13 protein-coding genes are annotated in these 25,317 nt (G+C 63.5%); 8 read left to right on the top strand and 5 right to left on the bottom strand.

Going from position 1 to position 25,317, the window contains the following annotated elements; translation table 11 throughout:
- Positions 1-30 precede the first annotated feature (30 nt).
- From putA to DEH80_RS01030, 3 genes are all read right to left on the bottom strand, one after another.
- The gene (gene putA, locus DEH80_RS01040; protein WP_207774370.1) at positions 31-3,129 is read right to left on the bottom strand and encodes a bifunctional proline dehydrogenase/L-glutamate gamma-semialdehyde dehydrogenase PutA; all 3,099 of its coding nucleotides are present in this window, start codon (positions 3,127-3,129) and stop codon (positions 31-33) included.
- A gap of 134 nt (positions 3,130-3,263) precedes the next feature.
- Positions 3,264-10,112, bottom strand: a complete 6,849-nt coding sequence (locus DEH80_RS01035) for a Calx-beta domain-containing protein (RefSeq protein ID WP_109718610.1) — start codon at positions 10,110-10,112, stop codon at positions 3,264-3,266.
- A 252-nt stretch (positions 10,113-10,364) separates the two neighbouring features.
- Positions 10,365-10,820 carry a DUF4112 domain-containing protein gene (locus DEH80_RS01030; RefSeq protein ID WP_109718609.1) on the bottom strand — a complete coding sequence of 152 codons (456 nt, stop codon included), beginning with the start codon at positions 10,818-10,820 and terminating at the stop codon, positions 10,365-10,367.
- A 35-nt stretch (positions 10,821-10,855) separates the two neighbouring features.
- Between DEH80_RS01030 and plsB the strand changes: the two genes are divergently transcribed.
- Together plsB and bamJ are read left to right on the top strand one after the other, a co-directional pair.
- Positions 10,856-13,339 carry a glycerol-3-phosphate 1-O-acyltransferase PlsB gene (gene plsB, locus DEH80_RS01025; RefSeq protein WP_109718608.1) on the top strand — a complete coding sequence of 828 codons (2,484 nt, stop codon included), beginning with the start codon at positions 10,856-10,858 and terminating at the stop codon, positions 13,337-13,339.
- 29 nt (positions 13,340-13,368) lie between these two features.
- A complete protein-coding gene (bamJ, locus tag DEH80_RS01020) occupies positions 13,369-14,106 on the top strand; it encodes a BamJ family beta-barrel-assembly machinery protein (protein ID WP_109718607.1) in 738 nt (245 codons plus the stop codon).
- A gap of 43 nt (positions 14,107-14,149) precedes the next feature.
- Here bamJ and DEH80_RS01015 read toward each other — a convergent pair whose 3' ends face one another.
- Positions 14,150-14,710, bottom strand: coding sequence for a DUF4124 domain-containing protein (locus DEH80_RS01015; protein ID WP_165831216.1), 561 nt, complete (start codon positions 14,708-14,710; stop codon positions 14,150-14,152).
- Here DEH80_RS01015 and DEH80_RS01010 point away from each other — a divergent pair.
- The 4 genes from DEH80_RS01010 to DEH80_RS00995 all read left to right on the top strand — a co-directional run bounded on the left by DEH80_RS01010 (position 14,684) and on the right by DEH80_RS00995 (position 19,884).
- Positions 14,684-15,649 (top strand): DUF3080 family protein, encoded by a 966-nt coding sequence (locus DEH80_RS01010; protein WP_165831215.1) that lies wholly within the window; start codon positions 14,684-14,686, stop codon positions 15,647-15,649. The two genes, DEH80_RS01015 and DEH80_RS01010, sit on opposite strands and share 27 nt — an antisense overlap.
- 65 nt (positions 15,650-15,714) lie before the next feature.
- On the top strand, positions 15,715-16,323 hold the full coding sequence (locus DEH80_RS01005) for a TetR/AcrR family transcriptional regulator (RefSeq protein WP_109718605.1): 609 nt from the start codon (positions 15,715-15,717) through the stop codon (positions 16,321-16,323).
- A gap of 43 nt (positions 16,324-16,366) precedes the next feature.
- Positions 16,367-18,844, top strand: a complete 2,478-nt coding sequence (locus DEH80_RS01000) for an acyl-CoA dehydrogenase (protein WP_109718604.1) — start codon at positions 16,367-16,369, stop codon at positions 18,842-18,844.
- 116 nt (positions 18,845-18,960) lie between these two features.
- Positions 18,961-19,884 (top strand): lysylphosphatidylglycerol synthase transmembrane domain-containing protein, encoded by a 924-nt coding sequence (locus DEH80_RS00995; protein WP_165831214.1) that lies wholly within the window; start codon positions 18,961-18,963, stop codon positions 19,882-19,884.
- A gap of 397 nt (positions 19,885-20,281) precedes the next feature.
- On the opposite strand, the gene DEH80_RS00990 is transcribed toward DEH80_RS00995, so the two are convergent.
- Positions 20,282-21,529, bottom strand: coding sequence for a dicarboxylate/amino acid:cation symporter (locus tag DEH80_RS00990; RefSeq protein ID WP_109718602.1), 1,248 nt, complete (start codon positions 21,527-21,529; stop codon positions 20,282-20,284).
- A gap of 210 nt (positions 21,530-21,739) precedes the next feature.
- Between DEH80_RS00990 and DEH80_RS00985 the strand changes: the two genes are divergently transcribed.
- Positions 21,740-24,859, top strand: coding sequence for a TonB-dependent receptor plug domain-containing protein (locus DEH80_RS00985; protein WP_109718601.1), 3,120 nt, complete (start codon positions 21,740-21,742; stop codon positions 24,857-24,859).
- Positions 24,860-24,930: 71 nt separating this feature from the next.
- A complete protein-coding gene (locus tag DEH80_RS00980; protein WP_109718600.1) occupies positions 24,931-25,305 on the top strand; it encodes a hypothetical protein in 375 nt (124 codons plus the stop codon).
- The last annotated feature ends 12 nt before the right edge of the window (positions 25,306-25,317 follow it).

Genomic DNA, 25,317 nt, shown 5'->3' with positions numbered 1-25,317 from the left:
CCCCGGCAGGGCTGATTGGCCCGTGGTGATTTATTCCAGCGTGAGCAAATGCGCGTTGCCGCCGACCGCAGCGGTGTTGATCGTCAGCGTGCGTTCCGTGGTGAGGCGGCGCAGATAATCCGGGCCACCCGCCTTCGGCCCGGTGCCGGAAAGCCCTTCTCCACCAAAGGGTTGGACACCCACCACAGCGCCGACCATGTTTCGATTGATGTAGCAGTTGCCCACCCGCGCCCGTTCGCTCACCCGGCGCCAGGTCGATTCGATCCGGCTGTGCACGCCCAGTGTCAGGCCGTATCCCAGACGGTTAATGGCATCGACCAGCTCGTCCAGCCGCTCGTCGTCATAGCGCAGTACATGGAGGACCGGGCCGAACACTTCGCCGCCAATGTGCTCAAGACTGTCCACTTCGTAGGCCACCGGTGGAAAGAAGTGGCCCGCGGCGTTGGCGCTGGGGACCGCGGCAATACGCCGGGCTTCGCGATCCATGCGTTCGCGATGCTGGCGTAGCCGGTCCAGGGCTTCGGTGTCGATGACCGGTCCGACATCGGTTGCGATCTCCGCGGGATCCCCGACGATGAGCTCCTGCATGGCCCCCGCGAGCATCGGGAGCACTCGCTCGGCGATGTCATCTTGCAGGCACAGGACACGCAGGGCCGAGCAACGCTGACCCGCGCTGCCAAATGCGGATTGAAGACTGTCCTTGACGACCTGCTCGGGCAATGCGGAGGAATCCACAATCATTGCGTTCAGCCCGCCGGTTTCCGCGATTAGCGGCACGATGGGGCCCGGGCGCTGGGCCAATTGCTGATTGATCAGGCGGGCGGTGTCCATGGAACCGGTGAACAGGACGCCCGCGAGCTGTGGGATGGCCAGCAGTGCCGGACCCAGGTGTTCCCCCGTGCCTGGCAGCAGATGAAGGGCCTGCGTCGGCACGCCTGCGTCGCGCAGAATCGTACACATGGCATGGGCGACCAGTGTCGTCTGTTCGGCCGGCTTGGCCAGCACACAGTTTCCGGCGACCAGAGCGGCGGCGACCTGGCCGGCGAAGATCGCCAACGGGAAATTCCACGGACTGATGCAGACCATGACCCCCCGGGGTGCATGGCGCAGACTGTTGGTCTCGCCGGTATAGCCAGGCAGTGGCGTCGGCGCCTGCATCAGTTCGCGGGCGCGGGCGGCATAGTACCGGCAGAAATCGGCGGCTTCGCGGACCTCGGCCTGCGCATCGGCGTGGGTCTTGCCCGCCTCGCGGATCAGCAATGCCATGAGGGCGTGGCGCTGTGCCTCGATGCCGTCAGCGGCTCGCTCCAGGCAGGCTGCCCGGTCGTCCACCGGGCGGGCAGCCCAGCGGTCAAACGCTTGAGAGGCCTTTGTTGCGGCCTGATCGACATCTGCCGCGGTTGCCGGATGCCAGCGACCCACGGTGCGGAGCAGATTGGCCGGGCAGACGACCTCGACGGCCGGGCTTGATGCGGTGCTGGGCGGGACGTGGACCGGTGACTGGTCCAGTGAGGCGACTGCCTGACCAACGGTGCTGCGCTCTGTGGCCACGGCGAGATTGAGCCCGCCGGAGTTGCGGCGATCCGGATAAATGGCCGTCGGCAGGGCGATGCCTGGATGCGGCTTGGGGGTCACACTGCGCAGTTCACTCACCGGATCATCGACCACGTCCTCCACGGGGATGGAGGCATCGAGGATGCGATTCACGAACGAGGTATTGGCGCCGTTTTCCAGTAGTCGCCGGACCAGATAGGGCAGCAGGTCTTCATGTGAACCCACCGGGGCGTAGATGCGGCAACCGGCATTTGGATAGCGCTCGCGCACTTCCTGGTAGAGGGCTTCGCCCATGCCATGCAGGCGCTGGAATTCGTAACTGTCGCGGGGGCGGTCCCGACCGTCGTCGGCAAACGCATGGATGGCCGCAACCGTATGGGCGTTATGGGTCGCGAACTGTGGGTAGAACACATCGCGTGCCCCGAGCAGCGCGCGGGCGCAGGCCAGGTAGGACACATCGGTGCTGCACTTGCGTGTGAACACCGGGTAACCGCTTAGACCCTGCTCCTGGGCACGTTTGATTTCGGTATCCCAGTAGGCGCCCTTGACCAGTCGGACAGGCATGCGGCGGCGCATATCGCGGGCCAGGTCGGTGAGCCATTCGATTTGGGGCAGGGCGCGCTTCTGATACGCCTGACAGGCCAGGCCCAGGCCATCCCAGCCCCGGTTCGACGGGTGGCGGTAGGCGGTTTCGAACACGCTTAGCGCCAACTCCAGACGGTCGGCCTCTTCGGCATCGACCGTCAGGCCGATATTGGCGTCGCGGGCTGCGGAACAAAGCGCGAGCAGTTTCTCCGGTAGCTCGCTCAGCACGCGGTCTCGTTGGCTGTACTCATACCGGGGGTGCAGGGCCGACAATTTCACCGAAATACCGGGCCCGGTGATGACATCACCGGCCGCACCCAGTCGATTGCCGATGGTCTGGATGGCGTGGACATAGGCATCGAAGTAGCGGTCGGCATCGGCAGCGGTCAGGGCGGCTTCGCCCAGCATGTCGAACGAATGCCGAATCCGTCCGTCCGGCTGCTTGCCTGCGCGTTTCAGGGCGTCTTCGATGCTCCGGCCCATGACGAACTGGCTACCCATCATCCGCATGGCCTGCCGCAGCGCCGTGCGGATGACCGGTTCGGAGCTGCCGGCGATTAGCTTGTCCAGCATGCCGCGCCAGGCGCCGGCGTCCCGCGTTGGCACACGGACGATCCGTCCGGTGAGCATGAGCCCCCAGGTGGAGGCATTGACGAACAGCGACTCGCTACGCCCCAGGTGCGATTGCCAGTTGGCATCGCCCAGCTTGTCGGCGATGAGCCGTTCCGCGGTGTCTTCATCCGGAATTCTGAGCAGCGCTTCGGCCAGGCACATGAGGAGGACGCCCTCTTCGGAGGACAGGTCGTACTCCTGCATGAAGGCATCCAGCGGTGACTGCTCGTCGCGACGGCGTCGAACACCCTCGACGAGCTGTTCGGCCTGCGCACAAATGGCAGCGGATTCCTCGGCAGACACGTTGCTGACGGCGAGCAACTGCTCAACCACGCGGGTTTCGTCGGCGAGGTAATAGGCGTCTAGGGCTAGCGGCACGGCAACAGTCCCGTCGTCAAAACCGCATCTTAGCGCCGTGCGGGCCTGGCGAGGAATCCGTGCTTTGACCGAAGCGGTCTGGACAAAAAAAGCCCCGCAGTCTGCACTGCGGGGCTTGGATGCGGCGGGGTGGCCTAGTGCATCAGCCTGCGGCGTCGCAGCAGACCGAGGCCGATCAATGCCAGCAGCCAACTGCCCCCGAAGGCGCCGGAACCGCCGCCGCCACCGGAGGTCTGGCCATCGTTGTCCTCGATGGTGACATCCAGCGTATCCGACAGATTGTCGTAGGCGGTGTCGAGGCTTTGCGTCCGCGCGGTGACCGTCTGCGTCACGGTGGCCTGGACCTCGGCATCATCCACGGCCAGCAGCTCGACAGTCTGGCTGATGTTCCAGTTGGATGGCGTGAAGACCAGCCGCGTGTTGTCGGCCGAATTGGCGGTGCGAACCGTCACCCGAGACGGCGTCTCGAAGCTCACAGTGACATCGGCCAACGGGCGTGAGGTCAGCGCGACAGTGGCTGCAGCGGCGGGGCCCCCTTCGGTGACGGTCAGAGAGCCGGACGTGGATTCCACGACAAAGCCGGCGTCATCGTTGTCCGTAATCGACAAGACGGCGCTCGCCGGATCACCAAGCGGAGTGGCCTCATCGGTGAAGGTCACGTTCGACAAGGACATCACCAGGGTTTCGGTTCGTTCGGCGGTTGCGTCGTCGATCAGCGAAACCCGGATGGTCTTGTTGGCGGTATCCCCATTGCTCCAGGTGAGGGTGCCGTCGGCGACGGTGTAGTCGGTACTGCGGTCAGCCGTACCGCCGTTGACCGCGTAGTCGACGGTGACAGTCCCCATACCCATGCCGATGCGCTGAACAACCAACGTGGCCGTGCCATCACCTTCGTCGGCGGTATAGCGATCGGACTCGAAGCGGACCTGGGTTTCATTGTCCTCGATGGTCACCGTAGCGGTGGCCGGATCCTCCAGCAGCACGCGCACAGCCGGGTCGGGCTGCGACAGTTCAATGGTGAACTGGCGGTCGGCATTCAGCGTGCTGTCATCGGCGACATCGACGGTGAACATCTGCGGCGAGTCGTCACCATCCGCCCAGGTCAGGGTGCCGCTTGCGGCCGTGTAATGGCTGCCCGCGACGGCCGTCCCATCCACCGTGCTGTAGTTGACCGAGGCCGCACCGGAGGTGGAGCCCGCACGGGTGACGCTGATCTCGACCGAGCCGCCTTCAACAACCGTATACGTTGCGGTGGCAAAGGCCACGGTGGTCTCGTCGTCGACCACCGTCACGACGGTGGTGTCGTCAGCAGTAATCGTCGTGCTGGCCGACGGCTCCGGAGCGCTGAGCTGCACCGAGAAGTTGCGGTCGTCATTCACCTCCGAGTCATCCTGCAAGGTGATGTTGACGGTCTTGCTTTCGGCGTCTCCATCATTCCAGACCACACGTTCGCTGAATGCGGTGTAGTTCGCCGGCGCGGTGGCTGTGCCATCTGTCGTGCTCACCAGCACCGAGAACTCGCCGACATCAGATCCCACTCGCTGGACCGCGATGCTGACCGTGGCGTCACCTTCTTCAACGCTGACGGTCGGTGCAATCATGGAGAACGCAGCATCATCATTGCGCACGGTGACGGTGGTGCTGGCCTGAGCCGCCAACACGACGCGTGTCCCCGGGGTGGGGTTGCTCAGTTGTACGCTGAAATCACGATCCGCATTGATGTCGCTGTCGTCCTGCAAGGTAACCGCGAACTCCATCGCGCCGGTTTGCCCGTCGGCCCAGTTGAGCGTGCCCGAGGCTGCGGTGTAGTGCGTGCCGGCCTGCGCCGAGCCGTCCACCGTAGCGAAGTCGACGCTGGCGGCTCCGAAGCCGCCGGTGCGGATCGCACGCAACGTCACGGTGCCATCAGTTTCGACGGCACTCGTGCTCGCCACCTCCATGGCAATCGACGAATCGTTGTTGACCACGGTGATGGCTGACTGGGTGACTGCACCGAGCTGGACTAGCCCCGACGGCATCGGGTTGCTGATGCTCAGGGTGAAGTCGCGATCAGCGTTGACGACGAGGTCATCGGCGATCTCGACGGTGATGCTCTTGCTGCCATCCTCGCCATCGGCCCAGCTGAGGCTGGAATCGACGCCGGTGTAGTGCACGCCGTCGGCGGCTGAGCCATCGGCAGTGCGGACGGTGACCGTGGCCGTGCCGCGGGTACCGGAGCGTGTGGCAGTCAGCGTGACCGTGCCGTCACTTTCGATGGCCGAGGCGGTCGCCGCATCCAGGGTGATGACGGTGTCGTCATCCTGGATGGTGGCCGTGGCTGTCTCGATGGCGCCCAGGCGGACCCGGGTATTCGGGTCGGGGTTGCTGAGCGTCAGGCTGAAGTCGCGGTCGGCATCGACGACATCGTTGTCGGCAATGGTCACCGTGATCATCTTCTGCCCTGCCTCGCCATCGTTCCAGCTGACGCTGCCGCTGTTGGCGGTGTAGTCATCCGGTGCCGTGGCCGAGCCGTCGGCCGTAGCAAAGTCGATAGTGGCCGCTCCAAAGTCACCTGTGCGCTCGGCCAAGAACACGATCTGGCCGTCGCCTTCCGGCGCGGCGACCGCCGCGGTGGTCAGCGTGACGGTGGAATCGTCGTTGGTGAGCGTGACGGCGGTGGTCGTCGTGCTGCCCAGCTGGACATCCGCCGATGGGCTGGGCGTGTCGATGCTCAGGCTGAAGTCACGATCCGCGTTGACCTCGGCGTCATCCGTCAGGCTGATGGTGACCGACTTGGTGCCGTCTTCGCCATTGGCCCACTCGAAGGTGCCGGAGGCGGCGGTGTAATGCGTCCCCGCCTGCGCCGAACCGTCTGCGGTGGCGTAGTTCACCGTGGCGGCGCCGAAGCTGCCGGTACGGGTCGCCGAGATCACCAACGAGCCGTCGGACTCCAGTGCCGTGGCCGTGGCCGCGACGAGTTCGATGATGGAATCGTTATCGACGATGGTGATGTCGGTTTGCGTCTGCGTTCCGAGGTGCGTGCGGTCCGACGGTGTCGGGGCGCTCAGGGACACACTGAAGGCCAGATCGCCGTCAACGTCGTCGTTGTCCAGGATCGCGATGCTGACCGACTTGCTGCCGGTTTCACCGTCCACCCAAGACAGCCCGGCCATCGTCTGGTCATAGTCGATGCCGGAGGTGGCCGTCCCATCGCTGGTGGCGATCGTCACGGAAGCCGGACCCAGTGCAGCGCCGCTGCGCGTGGCGCTGACGGTGACCGTGCCGCCATCCTCGTCAACCGAGAGCGTCGGCGCGTCCATTTCGATGATGGAGTCATCATCGGCAATGGTGATGGTGGTTGTGGTCGGGTCGACCAGCGTGACCGTGCCTGCCGGCTGTGGGTTGCTGAGCGTGAGGCTGAAGTCCTTGGCGGATTCGGGCGCATCGTCATTCAGTACGGCCACCGTGACGGTCTTGGCGCCGGATTCGCCATCCAGCCAGGTCACCGTGCCGTTGGTGGCGGTGTAGTCCGTGCCGGCGACTGCGCTGCCGTCGGTAGTCGCATAGTCCACCGAAATCTCACCAAAGGCGCCGGTGCGGGTCAGCGAAACCGTGACCACACCTTCGTTCTCGATGACCGCGTAGGTTGCGGCATCCAGTGCGACGGCGCTGTCGTCATCGGTGATAACCGCCGTGGCAGTGGATGGCTCGACCAGAATGGCGTTGATCTCGTTATCCAGGACCAGTTGGAACTGTTCGTCACCTTCCAGCTCGGAATCGCCAATCACCGAGAAGGTCACCGTCTTGGGTGTGTCGTCACCGGCGGCCCAGGTCACGACTTCGGTCTTGGCCTGGTAATCGACATCGGATTCAGCCGACACCGGGTCCAGCTGCGCGGTGCTGATATCGACCTGCGCGGCTTGGGTGGCCGCACCCACGCGTTCAACAGTGGCCACGATGGTGCCCCCGTTTTCACGGTCGGATACGAAGGTGGTGTCGGTGAAGCGGATGCCCAGTCGGTCTTCAATGGTGACCGGCGTCGGATTGGTGCCACTGATCTCGGCGTAGGCGCTCATGGAGGTGAGTTCCACCGTGAGGCCCTCGTTGCCCTCAGCGTCGTCGTCGGCCACAAGGGGCACGGTGAATTGCTTGACGGCATCGGTGCCTTCGCCATCCGACCAGGTGAGGGTGCCCGTGGTGGCGGCGTAGTCTTCTGGCGCGGTGGCCGTGCCATCTAGGGTCGTGTAGCTGATGACCACGTCGTCACCGGTTACGGCCTGGAGGGGACGCACACTGATTTCGATTTGTCCGTCGGCCTCGTTGGCGGCCCAGCTGGTTTGTTCGAAACCGAACTGCACCAACTCGTCGGAGCGGATGACAACCGTGCCGGTGGACGGCGTGGCCAGGGTCGCGCTGGCGCCGGATTCACAGTTGGAGACATCGGCACTGTCCAGCGTCAGCGTGAAGCGTTCATCGCCTTCGCGGACCGCATCGTCGGCAATCGGAATGCTGATGGTCTGATCGGTGGTGACGCCGTCGTTGAAGATCAGGCTACCGCTGGTTCCGGTGAAGTCGGAGCCTTCGTCCGCCGTTCCGGAGTTCGTTGAATAGTTCACGGTCACCGTGCAGTCCGAACCCACCAGACGCTGGACGGTGAATTCGGCTGTGGTGTTGGTGCCCTCGGTGACGTTGACACCCGCCTCGGTCAGGCTGAACTCGCCTGCCATCGCGGCATCTTCGGAATCGATTTCGACATTGAGTACGGAGTTCGAGCCGAGTTCGAAATTGGCGGGTTGATCGGCTGGCTCGCTCAGCGTCAGCGTGAAATCGATGTTGTTGGGGTCGTAGGCGTTGTCGTCGATGATGCTGACGTTGAAGGTCTGCGACGCACTGCCATCGGGGAAGGTGACCGTCAGGTCGCTGATCGCGACATAGTCTTCGTCACCCACGCTGCTTGCCGTGCCATCGGTAGAGTTGACGACCACCTGCACCTGCTTGTCGGTGCCGCCCGTGCGGGTCAGCGTAACGGTGAGCGTGCCGGCGTCTTCGGAGACCACCAGCGGATTGCTGGAATCGTCGAACTCGAATTCGACCGTGCCGACTTCGACTTCACGAATCGTGACGTTGGCCGGCTGCTGCGCACCCAGATCCCAGACGGTCACACCGCCGAGCAGCAGGGAGAAATCTTCGTCTTCCTCGTCGGTGGTGTCGTCGACGATGCCCACGTCGATCTGCGCGGAGGTGGTCACACCCGCGGCAAAGTCGATCGTCGCCGGCATGGGCGTCGCGTCGTAGTCGGTGGCGTCAGCCGTCCCTTCCTCCGTGCTGATCGACACGCCGCCCAGGGCCTGGCTGACGTCGCCATATCGGCGCAGCACGAACTGCAGCGGGGTGTCGTCCTCGTCGACGGACAGGCTGGGGTCGGCGAATTCCACGGCCGAGAATCCGGCAAACTCGTAGGCGCCCGAGTCGCGCACGACCGCATCGGTCATGTCGTTGGTGCCATCGGCCGCCGGTGCACCGCGTTGGTCGCCGGTGGTGCCGATGGCGTTGCCCAGGTCGATTGCCGGACTGCCGACGAGCAGGCGATGCGTGGGTGTCGCACCGCCATTGTCGGTTAGGTTGGCATCGATCATGACCGCACCAGCGCCAGCAACTTCAGAATCAGTGCCCTGGGTGAAGCCGCAACTCATGTCGCTGGCCAGGTTGGATCCTGAATTGTTGGTGTCATTCAGATGATCGAACAGCCCGGTGCAGTTCTGCGGCGCGTTGCCGACCAGCAGGTTCTTGGCGAAGGGATTGTTGGTATTGCCCGGGAAGACCTTCTCCAACTGCGTGCCCGGCATTTCGATGCCATTACCGGCGCCATCCCCGTTGAAGGCGATGGTGCAGTTGGTCATGGCGGAGGCTTTCTGCACGCTGGGATCAGCGGCGATGGCCGCGCCGAAATCAGCGTTATTGCCCGACAAGGTGCAATTGCTGGCACGGAAGACCGCGCCGTTGGAATTCACGGCGTCCAGGTAAATGGCGCCGCCCGATCCCTCGGTGCCCGGGCTGCCGCCACCGTCTGCGGTGTTGCCGGACAGCGTGGAATTGGTGAGTTCGATCGGGCCATTCAGGCCGATGGAGATGCCGCCGCCGTTGGCAGCCTGGTTGTCGCTGATCAGCGTGTTGTTGATCGTAAAGCTCAGTGCCGAAAACTGCATTTCGGCATAGATGCCGCCGCCGTTGTCTCCACCGGCGCTGTTGCCGGTGATCACCACGCCATCAAGCGCTGTGCCTCCGGTGGTGGCTAGGCGGCTGGACAGGCCTGCACCTGCGCCGTTGGACGCCGAGAAAGTACTGGTGATCAGGCTGTTGTTCTCCAGCCGGGAGTTGGTCAGCGTCAGAAAGCCCTGGTTATCGATGGCACCGCCATAGGTCTCGGCGCTGGCGTCCTCAATCACGGTGTTGCTGATATCGGCCGTGTGGCTGGCGGCGATCTTGATGGCGCCGCCGGGGCCTGCGCTGGCCTCGGTGTCCTGGATCGTCACACCATCCACGGTTAGCGTGGATGCGCCGTCGGTCGGATTGAAGTAGATCGCCGCCCCGCCCCGCGGGTCGCTGGTTTCGCAGCCAACAAGATTGAGGTTGTCGACGCGGTAACCGTCGCTTTGTGCTGTGGTGAACGCAAACGCCGCTGGGACCTCGCCGCCGAGGCTGGCGGCCTCGCAGTTGATGGTCACCGGGCCGGTGATCGCCGCCGGCACGACGATATCGGGCAGGTCCGGCGCCTGAATGGTCACCGTCGTCACCCCACTGGCAAAGGTGATGGTGTGGACGCTGCTCGTGCCCTGGGTATTGATGAAGGCGATCGCCTCGCGCAGCGAGCAGGTGCCCGCCGCATGGCCGGGGCTGCAATCGCTGCCCATTCCCCCGGTGTCCACCTCGACGGAGACCGCGAGAGCGGGCGAGGCCGCGCAAACGAAAACAATGCCGAGCGCGGCGCGAATCAGGTTCTTCATCACAAAAACTCCCCGAGCCCCAGCCAACCGGTATCTGGCGTGAAAATGGGCTGGAATCAAAAAAAATTAAACGTCCCCGCCGGCAGTATGCCGAGCGCAGGCAAGAAAGTTCAATCAATCCCCGGCGCAGCGCGTGTCGGCGCTATGCGTTGATTGGCTTGGCTTTGAATAGGGTTACGTAAAAACGCCAGGAATCCGGACAGACCTAGGGAAGCACTGATTGGTTCGCGCCGCGAATCAATCAGTGCTTCCCTAGTTCACCAGCCAGATGAAAGCCCCGATGGCGGCGAGCAGTCCCAGCGTGCTGATGAGTAACACGCGAGTGCGTTGTGGGCGCCCCTTTTCAGTGGGCGGCTCGACATGGAAATGGGCTCGCAGCAGATCGAGATTGCGTCGGTTGGCCCGCCAGGTGACATCGAACAGGTCTCCGACGACCGGTATGGCGCCCACGGCCACATCGATACCGACATTTTTCAGCATCTGCCCGAGCAGCGCCGGCGGAGCGCCAAGCCGGTGCGCGCGCCAGACCAGCGCCAGCGCGGCTGCGCCGGTGGCCGCATCACCCACGCCGGGAATCAGCCCCACCAGACTGTCCAGACCCAGGCGAATGCGGGTGCCGGGAACGCGGATGCAGTCGTCCAGCAGCCAGACATAGCGGTCCAGTTCCTGGCGGATGGCGTCACGTTGCTCGGGAGTCGGTTGAGGCATCAGTTAGAATTCGCGCTGGAATCACGGAAGTGACAATGAACCCGTTTCGCTGGTTGATGCTTGCAGTGGCTTGGCTGTGGCGCAAGCCGCTGCTGTGGTGGGTGCGCGCGCGCATCGTACCCGACCCACCAGAATCCATTCTGGGTGAGGCGGCCGATCGGCCGCTTTGTTATGTGTTGCCCGTGCGTAGCTGGGCCGATCGTGTCGTGGTCGAGTCGGTGGTGAGCAAGCGGGGTCTGCCGCTGCCTTACCTGACGCGCCAACGCCTGCCCACATCGGAACGCGCGGCGGTGCTGTTCCTGCCCGCGCTAGGGCGAGCCGCGGACGCGCAACCCAGTGAACTCCAGTCGCTGGTTGATGCCGCGCTCAGCTCGTCGGATTACGACGTGCAGCTGGTACCCGTTTCCGTGTACTGGGGGCGTGACCCGGGCCGAGAGACCTCGCTGCTGAAGATCTTGTTCACCGATAGCGACCGGGCGGGCTGGCTGCGCAAGTTTTTCATCGTGCTGGCCAACGGTCGGAACACGCTCGTCAGTTTCAGCAAGCCCGTGTCCTTTAGCGAGTTCATGGCCGATCAGCCGGATCGCGATTCGGGGCTGGTCAAGCTCTCGCGCATCCTGCGCCTGCACTTCAGCCGCAATCGCAGCGCGGTACTGGGTCCGAGCCGGTCCAACCGTCAGGCCGTGGTGCGCAGTCTCAAGAATCATCCGTCGGTGCGGGCCGCGATGGATGCTGCGATGGCGGACGAGGGGCTAAGCCGCGAAGACGTCCAGGCCAAGGTGCAGCGCTACGGAGAAGAAATTGCCGCCGACTACACCATGGCGGCCATTCGCTTCATGGAAGTGGTGTTGGATTGGCTCTGGAAGCGGACCTTCGACGGGCTCAGTGTCTTTAACGTCGAGCAAGCACGCGAGGCCGCCCACGATGGCGGGGTGGTGTATCTGCCCTCGCATCGCAGTCATTTCGACTATCTGCTCGTGAGCTACCTGCTCTACAAACAGGGTCTGGCGCCGCCACATATCGCCGCGGGCATCAACATGAACTTTTGGCCGGTCGGCGGCCTGCTGCGCCGCTGCGGGGCGTTCTACCTGCGTCGCAAGTTCAGGGGTAACCGGCTTTATGGTGCGGTGTTCCGTGCGTATGTCGACGCGCTTGTGACCCGCGGTACGCCCATTAGTTTTTACCCCGAAGGGGGACGTAGCCGGACAGGCCGCTTACGCCGGCCGATGATGGGCATGCTGTCGATGACGGTGGAAAGCGCGCTGCGCAATCCCGACAAGCCGCTGAAGCTGGTACCGGTGTTCTTGGGCTATGACCGCATCATGGAAGTCAATAGCTACTTCAGTGAACTGCGGGGACAAAAAGCCAAGCGTGAATCGGCCGCCCGGCTGATCAAGGCGGGGCGTAGCCTCAAGCGCAAGTATGGGCGACCGTACATTTCCTTTGGCGAGCCGGTGGATGTGCTGGACTTTATTAACGCCCAGCACCCTGACTGGCAGTCGACGGATTGGGCCGCCGAGCAGCGGCCAGCGTGGTGGTCAGGCTTTGTCTCCGATCTCGGGCACGAGATCATGCGGCGTATCAACGGTGCGGCCGTGGTCAGTCCGGTGGCACTGACGGCGGTGAGCCTGCTGGCGACCCAGGAGCGGGCGATGCCAGCGGATGAACTGGCCGAGCGCCTGGCGGCGTTTGTAGATTTGCTCCAACGGGCGCCCTACGGTCCTGCCCTGCAAATTCCGGAAGCCGATGGCGCGGCGCTGCTGGCCCGTGCCGAGCCCATCGCCGGTTTGCAGCGGGTGGCGCACCCCTGGGGCGAGCTGGTCCTGGCGCAGGACAAGGACGCGGTGCTGCTGACCTACTACCGCAACAGTATTCAGCACCTGTTTGCCATGCCTTCGCTGATCGCGAATTTCTTTTCGGCTCGGGCTTTGCGCACGCGCGAGGAAATCTTGTCGGGTGCCCGTGCCCTGTACCCGATTCTGCGCGATGAGTGGTTTTTGTGGGACCACGGCGACAATCTTGACCCGGCGATTGAACGGCAGGTCGATGCCATGGTCGAAGCCGGCATGCTGATTGCGGAAGGCGACAGCCTGAGACGGCCGGACCCTTCCCAGGATGGCTATGGTCATCTGGGGGGCTTGATGCGCATCATGCGTGAGACCTTGGAACGCTATGCGATGACGCTGGTGCTTCTGGCCGAAGGACGCGAGTTGATGACCCTGGAGCGGGCGTCGTTCGAGTCGGAGTGCGTGCTCATGGCCGAACGTATGGCGGTGCTGACAGGGCGCAATGCACCCGAGTTTTTCGATCCGGCGCTGTTCCGTGGCCATGTCAACACGCTGATTCAGATGGACGTGTTGCATGAAAAGTCCGGAGAGGGTGACATGAGGTGGCTGACCGTGGACGCGGCCATTGAACCGCTGGCACGCCAGGCACTGGGATTACTGGGCCCCGAAATCGCACAAACTGTTCAACACCTGACGGGCCGTCGCCGACGGTCCTTTACCATCAGCGACTGAGTCGCTGTGACGGCACACATGGAGTTTTTATGCCTTACACGAAGTATCTGATTGCGGCCTCCGCGATCGCCCTGGCGGCTTGTCAGCCGCAGCCGACCGATCCCAGCGGTGATCCGCCGGATCCGTCGACCTACACGCCGTCCGGTGAGGCCGCGCAGTTCTCCTATGCGGTCGGAGTCGATGTGGCGCGTTCGCTGGAACAGGTCGCCGACAAGGTGGACCCGGAGGCGTTTTCGGCGGGTTTCGCAGCGGCCCACGGTGGCGGCGAGCTGGCGATGAGCGATGAGGAAATGACGGCGGTGAAGACCTCCGTGAGTCAGAGTCTGCAGCAGGCGCAGCAGGCCGAAACCGAAGCGGCGGCTGCAGAGGCCACTGCCAAGGGTGAGGCTTATCGATCGGAAAATGCGGAAAAAGATGGCGTGAATGTCACCGACAGCGGATTGCAGTATGAGGTGCTGGAAGAAGGCGATGGCCCCAAGCCTAGCGCCGAAGACAAGGTCACCGTGCATTACAAGGGCACGCTGATTGACGGCACCGTGTTCGACAGCTCTTACGATCGCGGCAATCCGGCCACCTTCCCGCTCAACGGCGTGATTCCCGGCTGGACCGAGGGTGTTCAGTTGATGGCAGTGGGCAGCAAGTACCGTTTCGTCATCCCGCCGGAACTGGCCTACGGTCAGCGCGGTGCCGGGTCACGAATCGGCCCCAACGAGACGTTGGTCTTCGAGGTGGAATTACTCGAAATCGAGGGTCAGGACGCTTCCTGATCATCGACAAGCTGCTGTCGCAGCGCGGCCTGATCGGGTCGGGCTAGCGACAGGACTGGGAGGCGATCTCCCGGTATTGCTTCAGACGGCTGGATCGCTGCGCGGGTGTCATGCGCACGGTCTGGCCGTTGTCGTTTTCGAAGAGAATCCGAACCGCGGGTGTCCGCTCATAAAACCCGATGCGCTCGCGCGCCTCGGCGCAGCGTTGCGCCAGGACCGCCGGGTCCACACGCGGTGTCGTCGGGTCCGTGGCCTCCGGTTCAGGTGCCGGCGGCTGCTCCGGGTTGGATGCGGGCGTATCCGGGGCCTGGCTGGCTGCGGGTTCGGCCGGCCGCGTCGTGACGGGCTCGACGGTATATGGCTGATTCACCGGTGGTCGGTCCGAGTAGCGGAGCTGACCATTGGCATCGGTCCAGCGATAAATCTCCGCATGAGCAACGGCGCAGCAACTCAGCAGGCTCAGCAGCAGGGTGACTCGCATGCCGCGAGCATAACCCAGCAGCGGGTCTGGCGAGGGCGTGGCCCAGTCTGGTTGCTGGTGGCAGCTGCATGTACCGCCGGCTGCCAGGACGCCGGGTTGGAACACCGGCTGGAGGATTTTCACGGGCGGGTGAGCCATGTGCTGGAGGTGGATTCCCACCCTGTACAGATCCGGTCCGTACCGGCGTACCCACGTCGCCGCCTACGGCGGGTCGCGGCGCCCGAATTGCGCCTGTCGCCTGGCGAGGCGCTGCGGTTTCGCGGGTGTCTGGGGCGTGAGCTGGGCGAGCGCAACAGCATTCTGGGGCAGGTGATGCAGCCTTCCATCCGACTGGCGTACGAGACCCGGGTCGCTGCGGCGTTGCAGGACTGCGCCCCCGAGACCGCCGCCGATCAGGCCTTGCTAAAGCGGATCCGGCAGGTCAAAGCCCGAAGCTTGCAGGTGGCCGGCTATGACCTGCTGTTCGCGTCTGAAGAGGTGGAATCGTTTCTGGGTGTCGCTGCCCGGCCGGCCAGCATGGACGAGCTGCGGCAAGGATTGACCGGTACGCAGGCCCTGTCTGATTTGGCCGCGTTGGTGCGGCATGGCGGTGAGGGCGAGGTTCTGACGCCAGCCGAGCTGGTGGCCGCGCTGCGTCGGCTACGTGAATCTCGCCAGGCGGCGGGCCTGATACGGACCGCTCGCTTGTTTGAAGCCCAGTTGGCCGCGATAGCGGCGACGATCCATCAGCGGCTGGACGCGCGCGCGCTGTGCCTGCAGCCACGGCCGACGCCCAAGGCCCGTGTGGCCGAGACGGTGTTCTACAAGTTCTATGTGCAGCAGATTCAGCCGGATCTCGGTGTCGTGCAGCGCGCGCTGGCAGCGCTCGAGCATGCACTGGATCAGGCGCTGGCGGCGACAACAACAGAACCGACAGGGGCCCTGGTCGCCTATGTAGACGCGGTCCACAGCGTCCATCACCAGCTGCTTGAAGCCTCGCGTGCGCATGCCCGGGCCTGGCAGCGCCTGTTGGGGCAATGCGGTCGCATGCCTGACCGCAGTGACAGCGAATCGGGGACGTGAACACCATTTCCGTACGCTGACGTATGTGTTAGTTTTTCCGTACTCTTCCGTATGGGCGGCTGTGTATGGGCCAGCAAAAACCGACATTAAGCGCCGACGACTGGGCAGATGCTGCCCTGGATGCGATGGCTGATGGCGGGCTGGATTCCGTGGCGGTCGAGCCCCTGGCGCGCAAGCTGGGTGTGACAAAAGGCAGCTTCTACTGGCATTTCGCGAATCGCGATGCGCTTGTCCGTGCCGCGGTCGAACGCTGGGCCCAGCGTGAGACCGAACAGATCATCAAGCGGGCGCGCGGCGTGAAACAGGCGCGCAAGCGCATCCAGACCGTGTTCAAGGCGGCCAACGGCAGCGAGCGCGAAGGGCATTTGTATCTGGCCCTCGCAGCCGCAAGCCGTGATCCGCGGGTGGCCGATTTTGTGCACAAGGTGTCGCAGCGCCGACTCGATTTTCTGACCGAGTGTTACCAGGCGCTCGGGCTGATCGAGCGCGATGCGCGCAAATGGGCAACCTTCGCTTACAGCACCTTTCTCGGCACGTTGCAGTTACGCCGGGACAACCCGTCCGCTTTGCCGGCCGGGCCGTTTTTCAACGAATACCTGCGCCTGCTCATCGAGACGCTGATTCCGCGTCCCGGCGAACAGGCGCCAGCGGCCAGCGCTGAGCGCGCCGCTTAACCGACTCCTTAGTTTTCTCTCTTACTACATCGGAGGTCATGTCATGACGACATTACTTGCAATTCTTGTCGCCGTTGGCGGCTTGTGGGCACTGGCCTACATCGGCGCGCCGTTACTGGTGACATCCGCCGCCATCGGCGCCTACATCGTGGCGCTCTACGGCCTGGGTCTGATGGGCCCCACGGCTTTCGCCGTGACGGGCGGGCTGTTTGCCGTGTTCGCCATCGCCCTGAACCTGCGTCCGATTCGCCGCCTGGTGACCAAGCCGATTTTTGCCGGTTTCAAGGCGGTGCTGCCGCCCATGACGTCCACCGAGCGCGAAGCACTGGAGGCCGGCGATGTCTGGTGGGAAGGCGAGATGTTTCGCGGTCGCCCGGACTGGAACATGCTCAAGAGCTTCAAGCGCACGCAGTTGACGGCTGAGGAGCAGGCGTTTCTCGATAACGAGACCGTTGAACTGTGCCGCATGATCGACGACTACAAGACCGTTTACGAGGACCGTGACCTCGCACCGGAGGTCTGGGACTTCATGCGTCAGAAGAAATTCTTCTCGATGCTGATTACCAAGGAATGGGGTGGCCTCGGCTTCTCCGCCTATGCGCAGTCCTGTGTTGTGACCAAGATCGCGACCAAGTCCATCACCGCGGCCGTAACGGTCATGGTGCCGAACTCGCTCGGCCCCGGTGAGTTGCTGACGCATTACGGCACCGACGCGCAGAAGGAGCAGTGGCTGCCCAAGCTGGCGGACGGTACGGAAATTCCCTGCTTCGGCCTGACGGGGGTTGAAGTCGGCTCGGATGCCACCGCCATCCCAGATGTCGGTGTGGTCTGCAAGGGCGAGTGGGAAGGCCAGGAAGTGGTCGGCATGCGCCTGACGTTTAACAAGCGCTACATCACGCTGGCACCGGTGGCCTCCGTCATCGGCTTGGCCTTTAAGCTGCAGGATCCCGAGGGCCTGCTAGGCGATCCCGATAAGACCGATTACGGCATTACCTGTGCGCTGATCCCGGCCTCGACGCCAGGCGTGGAAATCGGCCGTCGCCACTATCCGTCGGGCGCGTTCATGAACGGACCGATTACCGGCGAAGACGTCTTCGTACCGATCGACTGGATCATCGGTGGCGTCGAAAAGGCCGGTGGTGGCTGGCGCATGCTGGTCGAATGCCTGTCCGCCGGACGCGGCATTTCTTTGCCGGCGCTGTCTGCCGCCGGCGGCAAGATGGCCTATCGCCTGACGGGTGCGTATTCGCGCATTCGCCGGCAGTTCAAGCTGTCGGTTGGCAAGTTCGAAGGTGTGCAGGAAGCCACGGGCCGGATCGCCGGGCTGAACTACCGCCTGGAAGCCGTGCGAACCCTGACGGCGAGCGCGGTCGACAATTGCGCTCCGTCGGTGGTGACGGCCATTGCCAAGTACCACATGACCGAGATGATGCGTCAGTCGCTCACCGATGCCATGGACGTGCATGGTGGCCGCGGCATCATGGTGGGCCCGCGCAATTATCTGTCTTCGGCCTACCAGTCGGTGCCGGTGGCGATAACGGTGGAAGGTGCCAACATCCTGACCCGCAGCCTGATGATCTTCGGTCAGGGCGCCATCCGTTGTCATCCGTATGTCTTCCCCGAAATGGAAGCCGCGCGTGAGGACAATCTTGCCGAGTTCGACAAACTGCTGTGGGGCCACATCGGCTTTTCGATGAACCGCGGTGTTCGCGCCCTGACCCTGGGCCTGACCGGCGGTGCGCTGGCCAAGGCACCCGTGGACGGTCCGACGGCCAAGTACTACAAGCAGCTGGAACGGATGTCGACGTCACTGGCCTTCGTGTCCGATGTGACCATGGGCATCCTCGGTGGTGAGCTCAAGCGCAAGGAGCGCCTGTCGGCCCGCCTGGGTGACGTGCTCAGTCATCTGTACATGGCCTCTGCCGTGCTGAAGTACTACGAGGATGAAGGGCGTCGCGAGGAAGATTTGCCGCATGTGCGCTGGTGCCTCGACGATTCGCTGAACGCCATTTACGAAGCCTTCGATGAGTTCTTCTCGAACTTCCCCATCGGCTTTGTCGGTTCGGCGATGCGCCGCATGGTCTTCCCGTTCGGGCGTAGCTACCGTCCCGTGTCCGATGCGCTGACCGGTGCGATCGCTGACATGATGATGGAGCCCACTGAGTTGCGTGATCGCTTGTCCGAGATCTGCTACCTGCCCAAGGATGCCAATGATCCCGTGGGGCTGATGGAAGTTGCCTTCGACAAGTTGATCCAGGTCGAGCCGCTGTACAACAAGTACTACAAGGCCTTGTCCAAGGGCGAGCTGACGGCCCTGACGCTGGAAGATCGTCTGGTGCAGGCGGTGGAGCAGGGTGTGCTGACCCAGGCTGAGGCCGATCAGGTGGGCGAGTATGATCGGCTTCGCTACGAGGCGATCATGACCGACGCCTTCACCAAGGAGTATCTGGCCGGCACGGCATTTCATCCGGAAGCCGACGCAGAGACTGTCTCCGAGGAGCAGCCCGCTAAAGTGGCCTGACCGCTACGGAGTTCTGTGATGGATGCAGCGGGCCCTTCGGGGCCCGTTGTTTGTTTGGGGCAGGGCATTTGTCTTCATGGGAAGCGACCGCACCCGGTCGGGCTAACGAGGCGCCAGTGAAACGCACGCTATCCGGAATCATCGGCCTTGCTCTGCTGCTGGCATTGCTTGTCGTGTTCCAGCAGCGGGTCGGTTGGGACCAGGCGATGCAGCGTGCATTGGCGCTGCCGCTGTGGGTACATCTGGCCTTCGTGTTGCTGATGGCGGTTTCGTATGGGGCTCGCGCTGCGCGTATGCAATTGGCCACGCTGCCGGTTACGGCAGGTCAGTTCACGGCAGTGCTGCGCTTGTCCTGCATCCACGTCACCGCCAACAGTCTGCTGCCCGCACGGGCGGGAGAAGCCGCCTTTCCCTGGCTCATGTCCCGCTACTTTGGCCTGCGATTACGGGACAGCTTCCCGACGTTGGTGTGGCTCAGGCTGTTCGATCTCCACTGTCTGTTCGGTGCTGGCCTGCTGGGCGTGATGTTGGGGCGGTACGGTTGGGCGGCGGCCTTGCTGGGTCAGATCGCGTGGCTGGCCATGGTGCCGGCCGGATTCTGGTTGCTGCGGCGTTTTGGAGAGCGGTTCCCGCGTCGTGGCTGGGTGTTGGCCTGGGTGGGCGACATGCTGGCCAAAGCCCCCATCCAATGGCGCAGGCTTTATGCATGGACCGTGTTGTCGTGGTACAGCAAGTTTCTCGCGCTGGCGGCCGTGTTGATGCTCATGGTCGAGCTACCCCTGCAGGCCGCTGCCGCTGCCACCGTGGCGGGTGAACTGTCATTCGTGTTGCCGGTGCATGGTGTCGCAGGCGCCGGGACTTATGAAGGCGCCCTGGTGGGGGTGGCCGCCCTCTGGGGGGCGGGCCCGGACGCGATGCTGGCCGCCGCGGTTGACCTGCACCTGTTGGTCCTGCTGGTGACCGTCGTGTTCGGTTTGGCCGGCCTGCTGCTCCCCGTCGGGCGGCCGCCGACCCTGCAGCAGCGCCGCGCCGCCGATTAGGGAAACACTGACCCGTTCGCGGCGCCAAGTTGCTGACTGCAAACAGGCCAGGCAAGGCGCGAGGAGCGAAGTTTGGTCATTCCAAATGAACGACGAGCACCCATTCGCCGGGAGCGAATTGAAACCGCCGAAGGCGGGCCCACCGGGGGAGGCGCATGGATGCGCCGACTAACGCAGTCTGGCCGGTTTGCAGGCGCAATCCTGACGGAACGGGCCGGTTTTCCCGCGATCCTGCGTTGCGAAGCGCGTCCATGCGCTTCGCCCTTCGGGCCGGCCTGCGGCCGTCCGAATACGTTCCCGACGCATTCGTGTCGTTCGCTGACTTGGAATGACCAAGCGGCACTCACTCCGCCTGGGCTCGCGGGAAAATCGGCTCGGTCTTGGTGGCGCGAACGGGTCAGTGTTTCCCTAGCCGAGTCTGCTCGCCTTCGCTTCGCGCGATCACCACGGCGCCGGTGGAGTCCGAAAAGACGTTCACCGCTGTTCGGCACATATCCAGGACGCGGTCGACGGCGAGGATGAGTCCGACGCCTTCTAGGGGCAGTCCGATGGCGGTCAGAATGACGCCGATGGCGACCAGGCTGGCCGAGGGAATCCCTGCCACCCCGATGGACGTCAACAAGGCGGTGAGCACGATGACGAACTGCGTCCCCAGGGTGAGGTCCAGCCCGTAGGCCTGGGCTATGAACATGGCGGCGACACACTCGTAGAGCGCGGTGCCGTCCATGTTGACCGTGGCACCCAGCGGCAGCACGAAACTGCTGGTCTTGTTTGAGACACCGGCGCGGTTTTCCACGCAATCCAAGGTGACCGGCAGGGTGGCCGACGACGAGCTGGTGGAAAACGCCGTGAGTAGAGCAGGCGACATGGCCGCGTAGTGCTTGAACGGGTTCACGCGTGCCACCAGCGCCAGCATGACCGGCATGGTCAGCAGCAAATGCGCGGCCAGCGCCAGCACAACGGTCATGAAAAAGACAAACAGCGGCCGGATGGCATCAAAGCCGGTTTGTGCGACGACTTCGGCCACCAGGCCGAACACGCCCAGTGGGGCGATCCGCATGACCAGGTGCGTCATCTGCAGCATGACCTGATACACGCCTTCCCAGAAATCTTTGAGCACTTCGCCCGGCTGTCCTTGCAGGCGTGCGGCCAGGAAGCCAAACAAGATAGAAAAGGCGATTAGCCCGAGCATCTGGCCTGCCGCGGCCGCATTGACGATATTTGGTGGGACCAGGCGCAGAACAATGCCGATGACGTCGCCAGTGCCGCTGCCTTCGATGCGCTCCAGCACCTGTCCGGTGCTGGCATCCAGCCCGAGTCGGTCGCCAGCCGGTTGGCCGTCGATCTCACCGGGCGAGAGCAGGTTCACAAAGAACAGTCCGATCAAAATCGCGCAGAGGCTGGTGACGACGTAATACGCGAGTGTCTTGCCCCCCAGTCGCCCCAGCTCACGCTCGCCCGGCAGCCCCATAACGCCCACGATGATGGACGACACGATCAGGGGCACGATCAGCATCTTCAATGCATTGAGGAAGAAGGTGCCGATCAGGTCGAAGGCATCAATCCACCAGCCTTCAGCAGGAACAAGTGAGCCGACAATCGCCGCAGCGATCAGGGCGATCAGGATTTGCCAGTGGAGTTTCATGCGCGCGGCACTTTGGTCGGAAAGCCAGAGACGCTAGCGCAGAAGGGCGGGGCGGACAATCGGCGACGGGCGGCGTTGACGCATTGATCGATGCCCGGCTAATCTTCGTGGGAAATAATTCCACAACTATCATCGCGGGGGGATGGAACCATCGCCGCGTCGCGCGTTGAAGCGTTGGCGCGAGCCTCTTGGCCATCCGGGGATTGAGCTATGTACGAAAAACTGTTTGGGAGGCCCGTGGGCCTCGGTGGGGTGCTGTGTGCTGCAATGATTTGCACACCGGCGTGGGCACAGGTTGGCGAGCGCGCTGACGCACCTGAGGAAGAGGATCAGGTCGAACTCCAGACTTTCGAGGTCACCGGCTCGCGTATTCGCCGTGTGGATTTCGAGTCTGCGCAGCCCGTCGTCGTGCTGACGCGGGAGGACATCGAGCGCACCGGTCTGGTGAACATCGGTGACCTGCTGCAGGAAGTGCCGATGGCCGGTTCCGCGCTGAACCGCACGTTCAACAACGGCGGCACGGGGACCACCGAGGTGGATCTGCGCAACCTGGGGTCCAACCGCACGCTGGTGCTGGTGGACGGCCATCGTTGGATTAACGGCACGAGCTTTGCCGGCACCGGCGCGGTCGATCTCAACACAATTCCGACGGCCATCATCGAGCGCATCGAAATCCTGAAGGACGGTGCATCGGCGATTTACGGCTCCGACGCCATCGCTGGCGTGATCAACTTCATCACCCGCAAGGACGTGACCGGCGTGCAGGCCTCGACGCAGTTCGGTGCCTACAATGCGGAAGACGGGTTGCAGCAGCAGCACAACCTGTCCTTCGGCACCGTCAGTTCGAACACCTCGATGTTCACCAACTTTAGCTTCACGCGGCAAAATGCATTGTTTGCCGGTGACCGTGAGCGCTCCTCCGTCCCTCTGTTCGGGACCGGTATCACCCGGGGCAGTATCTTCACCCCGCGTGGCACCGTGTTGTTCGTGCCGAACCAGGCGAACCAGAACATCCTGAATGCCGCAAATTCTGATAACTGTCAGGACCTGGGTGCGGGTGTCGTCAATGGCACGGTTGAGGACGAACTCGGTTTTGATCCGGGTTTGACGATCCCCAACCAGGCGTCGGGTCTGACCCTTTGCAACATTATTCTGCAACGGGGCGAGACCGTGAATCCGGGGGAAACCACGGCAGAGGTTGCGGCGCGCTACAAGCCGTTCGATACCTTCGAAGACCCCTACAACTTCGCGCCGATTAACTATCTGCTCACGCCGTTCGAGCAAACCTCGGTGTTCACCCAGATCAATCACCGTTTCAGCGATTTGATCAACTTCAGCGGGCAGGTGCTCTACAACAAGAGCCGTACCGAGCGTGAGCTGGCAGAGACGCCGCTGATCTTCGGCAACCTGCTGTTCCCGCCCTTTGATCAGGTCTATGTCGCCGACGACCAGTTGTACAACCCCTTCGATCAGGACATCGGCAACTCGGGTGAAGACGGCCTCATCGGTCTTGGCATTGTCGGCCGCCGCTTCCAGGAACTGGGGCCGCGGACGCTGACCCGCGACACCGAGACGATTTACCTGCGTCCGAACATCAACGGTACGTTTGATGCGCTGGGCCGCTTCTTCTCCTGGGAACTGGGCTACTCCTTCGGGACTTCGGTGACGACCAACCGTCACACCGGCGACCTGAACATGGAAAACGTCAAGCGCGCCCTGGGGCCGGCCGAGTTCTGCGGTGGCGATCCGCGCGTGCAGGACGGAACCATCGTGGCCAACGAGACCGCCGACCCGGACTGTGTGCCGCTGGATATCTTCGGCGGCCCGGGGTCGATCACCCAGGAGCAGCTGGACTACGTCTCCTACAACGCCGCCAGCAGTGCCGAATCGCAGGTGCGTGATCTGTACGGCAACCTATCGTTCGATTTCCCGAATTCCGCTGAGTACCTGCCGGCACCGATTGGCATGGCACTGGGCTTCGAAATCCGTAACGAAAAGTTCGAGGACCAGCCGGACGCACTGGTCGAGCAGGGGCTGAGCAGCACCAACCTGCGGCGCTCGACCAAGGGCTCGATCAGCGGTCGTGAAGCCTTTGTTGAGCTGGACATCCCCATGTTCGCCGGCATTGACTTCGTGGAGTCCCTGGACCTGAACCTGGCCGCGCGTTACACGAACTTCGATTCGTATGACCCGGATCTCAGCGGCAAGGTGGGTATTCGCTGGCAGCCGTTCTCGGACCTGTTGGTGCGTGCAACCGGTTCCCAGTCGTTCCGCGCACCGTCGATCACGGATTTGTTCCTGGCCGCTACCGACAGCTATCCGTCGGTTACCGATCCGTGTGTGGGGCGGTCGGAAGGTTCGACCACCGACGAGAACTGTGACGCGGAAGGCGTGGATGGCGGGGTGACCCAGCCGAGCTCGCAGATCTTGACCCAGTTCGGTGGTAACCAGAATCTGGAACCCGAGACGGCTGATACCTTCACCGCCGGCTTCGTGTTCAGCCCCAGCGCGATTCCCGAGTTCAACATCTACCTGGACTACTTCGATATCAAGCTGGACAACTTCATCGGATTCCTGAGCCCGCAGCTGATTCTGGATCTCTGCTACACGGCTGATCGCAGTTCCGGTCGTCCGGCCGTCTGTGACTTCGTGGATCGTAACGATGGTGGCGCCGGTTCCATCCGGACCATCCAGGCGCGCTCCTTTAACTTCGCCAAGCTGGAAACGCGCGGTATCGACGTGGCCTTCGACTACGTTTTGCCGGTGAACGACTGGCTCAGCGGCGTGGGGCTGGACGTGCCCGGACGCTTCGTGCTGTCGGCTGACTCGCAGTATCTGATCAGCTACGAGCAGTTTGTCCCGAACTCCGATGGCAGCTTCACGGGCTTTGAGCTCAAGGGCCTGAACCTGGGTGACACGCCGCTGCCGAAGCTGAAGATCAATGCCGAGCTGACCTGGGATATGGGCCCGTATGGCTTTAGCTGGAGCACCCGCTTCATCCAGGGGACCTGGGAGCAGTGCAACGACGGGCTGAGCCCGCCGGTGCAGGACTTCGGCCTTTGTGACCGCAATGACGAAGACCTGAACACCGATCAGGACGACGATGTCGACGGTTCGCTGCACAAGCTGGAAGACGTGTTCTACCACGACATCCAGTTCACCTGGACGCCCCCGTTCTTCAACCAGGGTGAGCTGACGCTGGGTGTGCGCAACCTGTTCAACGAGCAGCCGCCCGTGTCGTACCAGGCGTTCTCCAACAGCTTCCCGGCCACGCTGTATGAGCCGCCGGATAGCCGTGAGCCCTACCTGCGTATGAAGGTGGCCTTCTGAGCCCAGCCTTCGCGCATCGGCCCCGGCGACTCGCAAGAGTCGCCGGGGTTTTCGTTTCTGGCCTGGTCAGCGTGGCACTGCTCGGTGTGGCCGGCTGTGCCGGCGCCCCGCGTGCGCTGCTGACCGTGCCGGCCGACCCGGTACCGGTGGACCCATTGGTTGCCGGCATCGTGATTGATGCCATCGAAGGTCGGGCAGCCGTATCGCAGCAGCCGCGCTTGCCGGCGGGCGAGTACCGCCTGCTTGTGCGCTCGCGGTTGGATGCACGCACGCTGCGCCAGGGGCCCAAGCGCGTCACGTTGCAGTTGCAGGCCTGTCAGGTCTACACGCTGGGGGCGCAGCACCGTAGTCGTTTCGATCCGCGGTTCGAATTGCTGGTCGTTCGACAACAGCCGATTCCAGGCTGTGTGGCCGGCGAGCGTGACGCACAGCCATCAGCGAGCTGAAGCACGCGCGCT

The sequence above is a fragment of the Abyssibacter profundi genome (assembly GCF_003151135.1).
Classification (GTDB): Bacteria; Pseudomonadota; Gammaproteobacteria; order Nevskiales; family OUC007; genus Abyssibacter; species Abyssibacter profundi.
This window is presented reverse-complemented; position numbering and strand designations above follow the sequence as displayed.

Coding starts and splice junctions, on each gene's coding strand:
- DEH80_RS01035 (WP_109718610.1), bottom strand. CDS start 10,112: ATGAAGAACCTGATTCGCGCCGCGCTCGGCATTGTTTTCGTTTGCGCG.
- DEH80_RS01030 (WP_109718609.1), bottom strand. CDS start 10,820: ATGCCTCAACCGACTCCCGAGCAACGTGACGCCATCCGCCAGGAACTG.
- plsB (WP_109718608.1), top strand. CDS start 10,856: ATGAACCCGTTTCGCTGGTTGATGCTTGCAGTGGCTTGGCTGTGGCGC.
- bamJ (WP_109718607.1), top strand. CDS start 13,369: ATGCCTTACACGAAGTATCTGATTGCGGCCTCCGCGATCGCCCTGGCG.
- DEH80_RS01005 (WP_109718605.1), top strand. CDS start 15,715: ATGGGCCAGCAAAAACCGACATTAAGCGCCGACGACTGGGCAGATGCT.
- DEH80_RS01000 (WP_109718604.1), top strand. CDS start 16,367: ATGACGACATTACTTGCAATTCTTGTCGCCGTTGGCGGCTTGTGGGCA.
- DEH80_RS00990 (WP_109718602.1), bottom strand. CDS start 21,529: ATGAAACTCCACTGGCAAATCCTGATCGCCCTGATCGCTGCGGCGATT.
- DEH80_RS00985 (WP_109718601.1), top strand. CDS start 21,740: ATGTACGAAAAACTGTTTGGGAGGCCCGTGGGCCTCGGTGGGGTGCTG.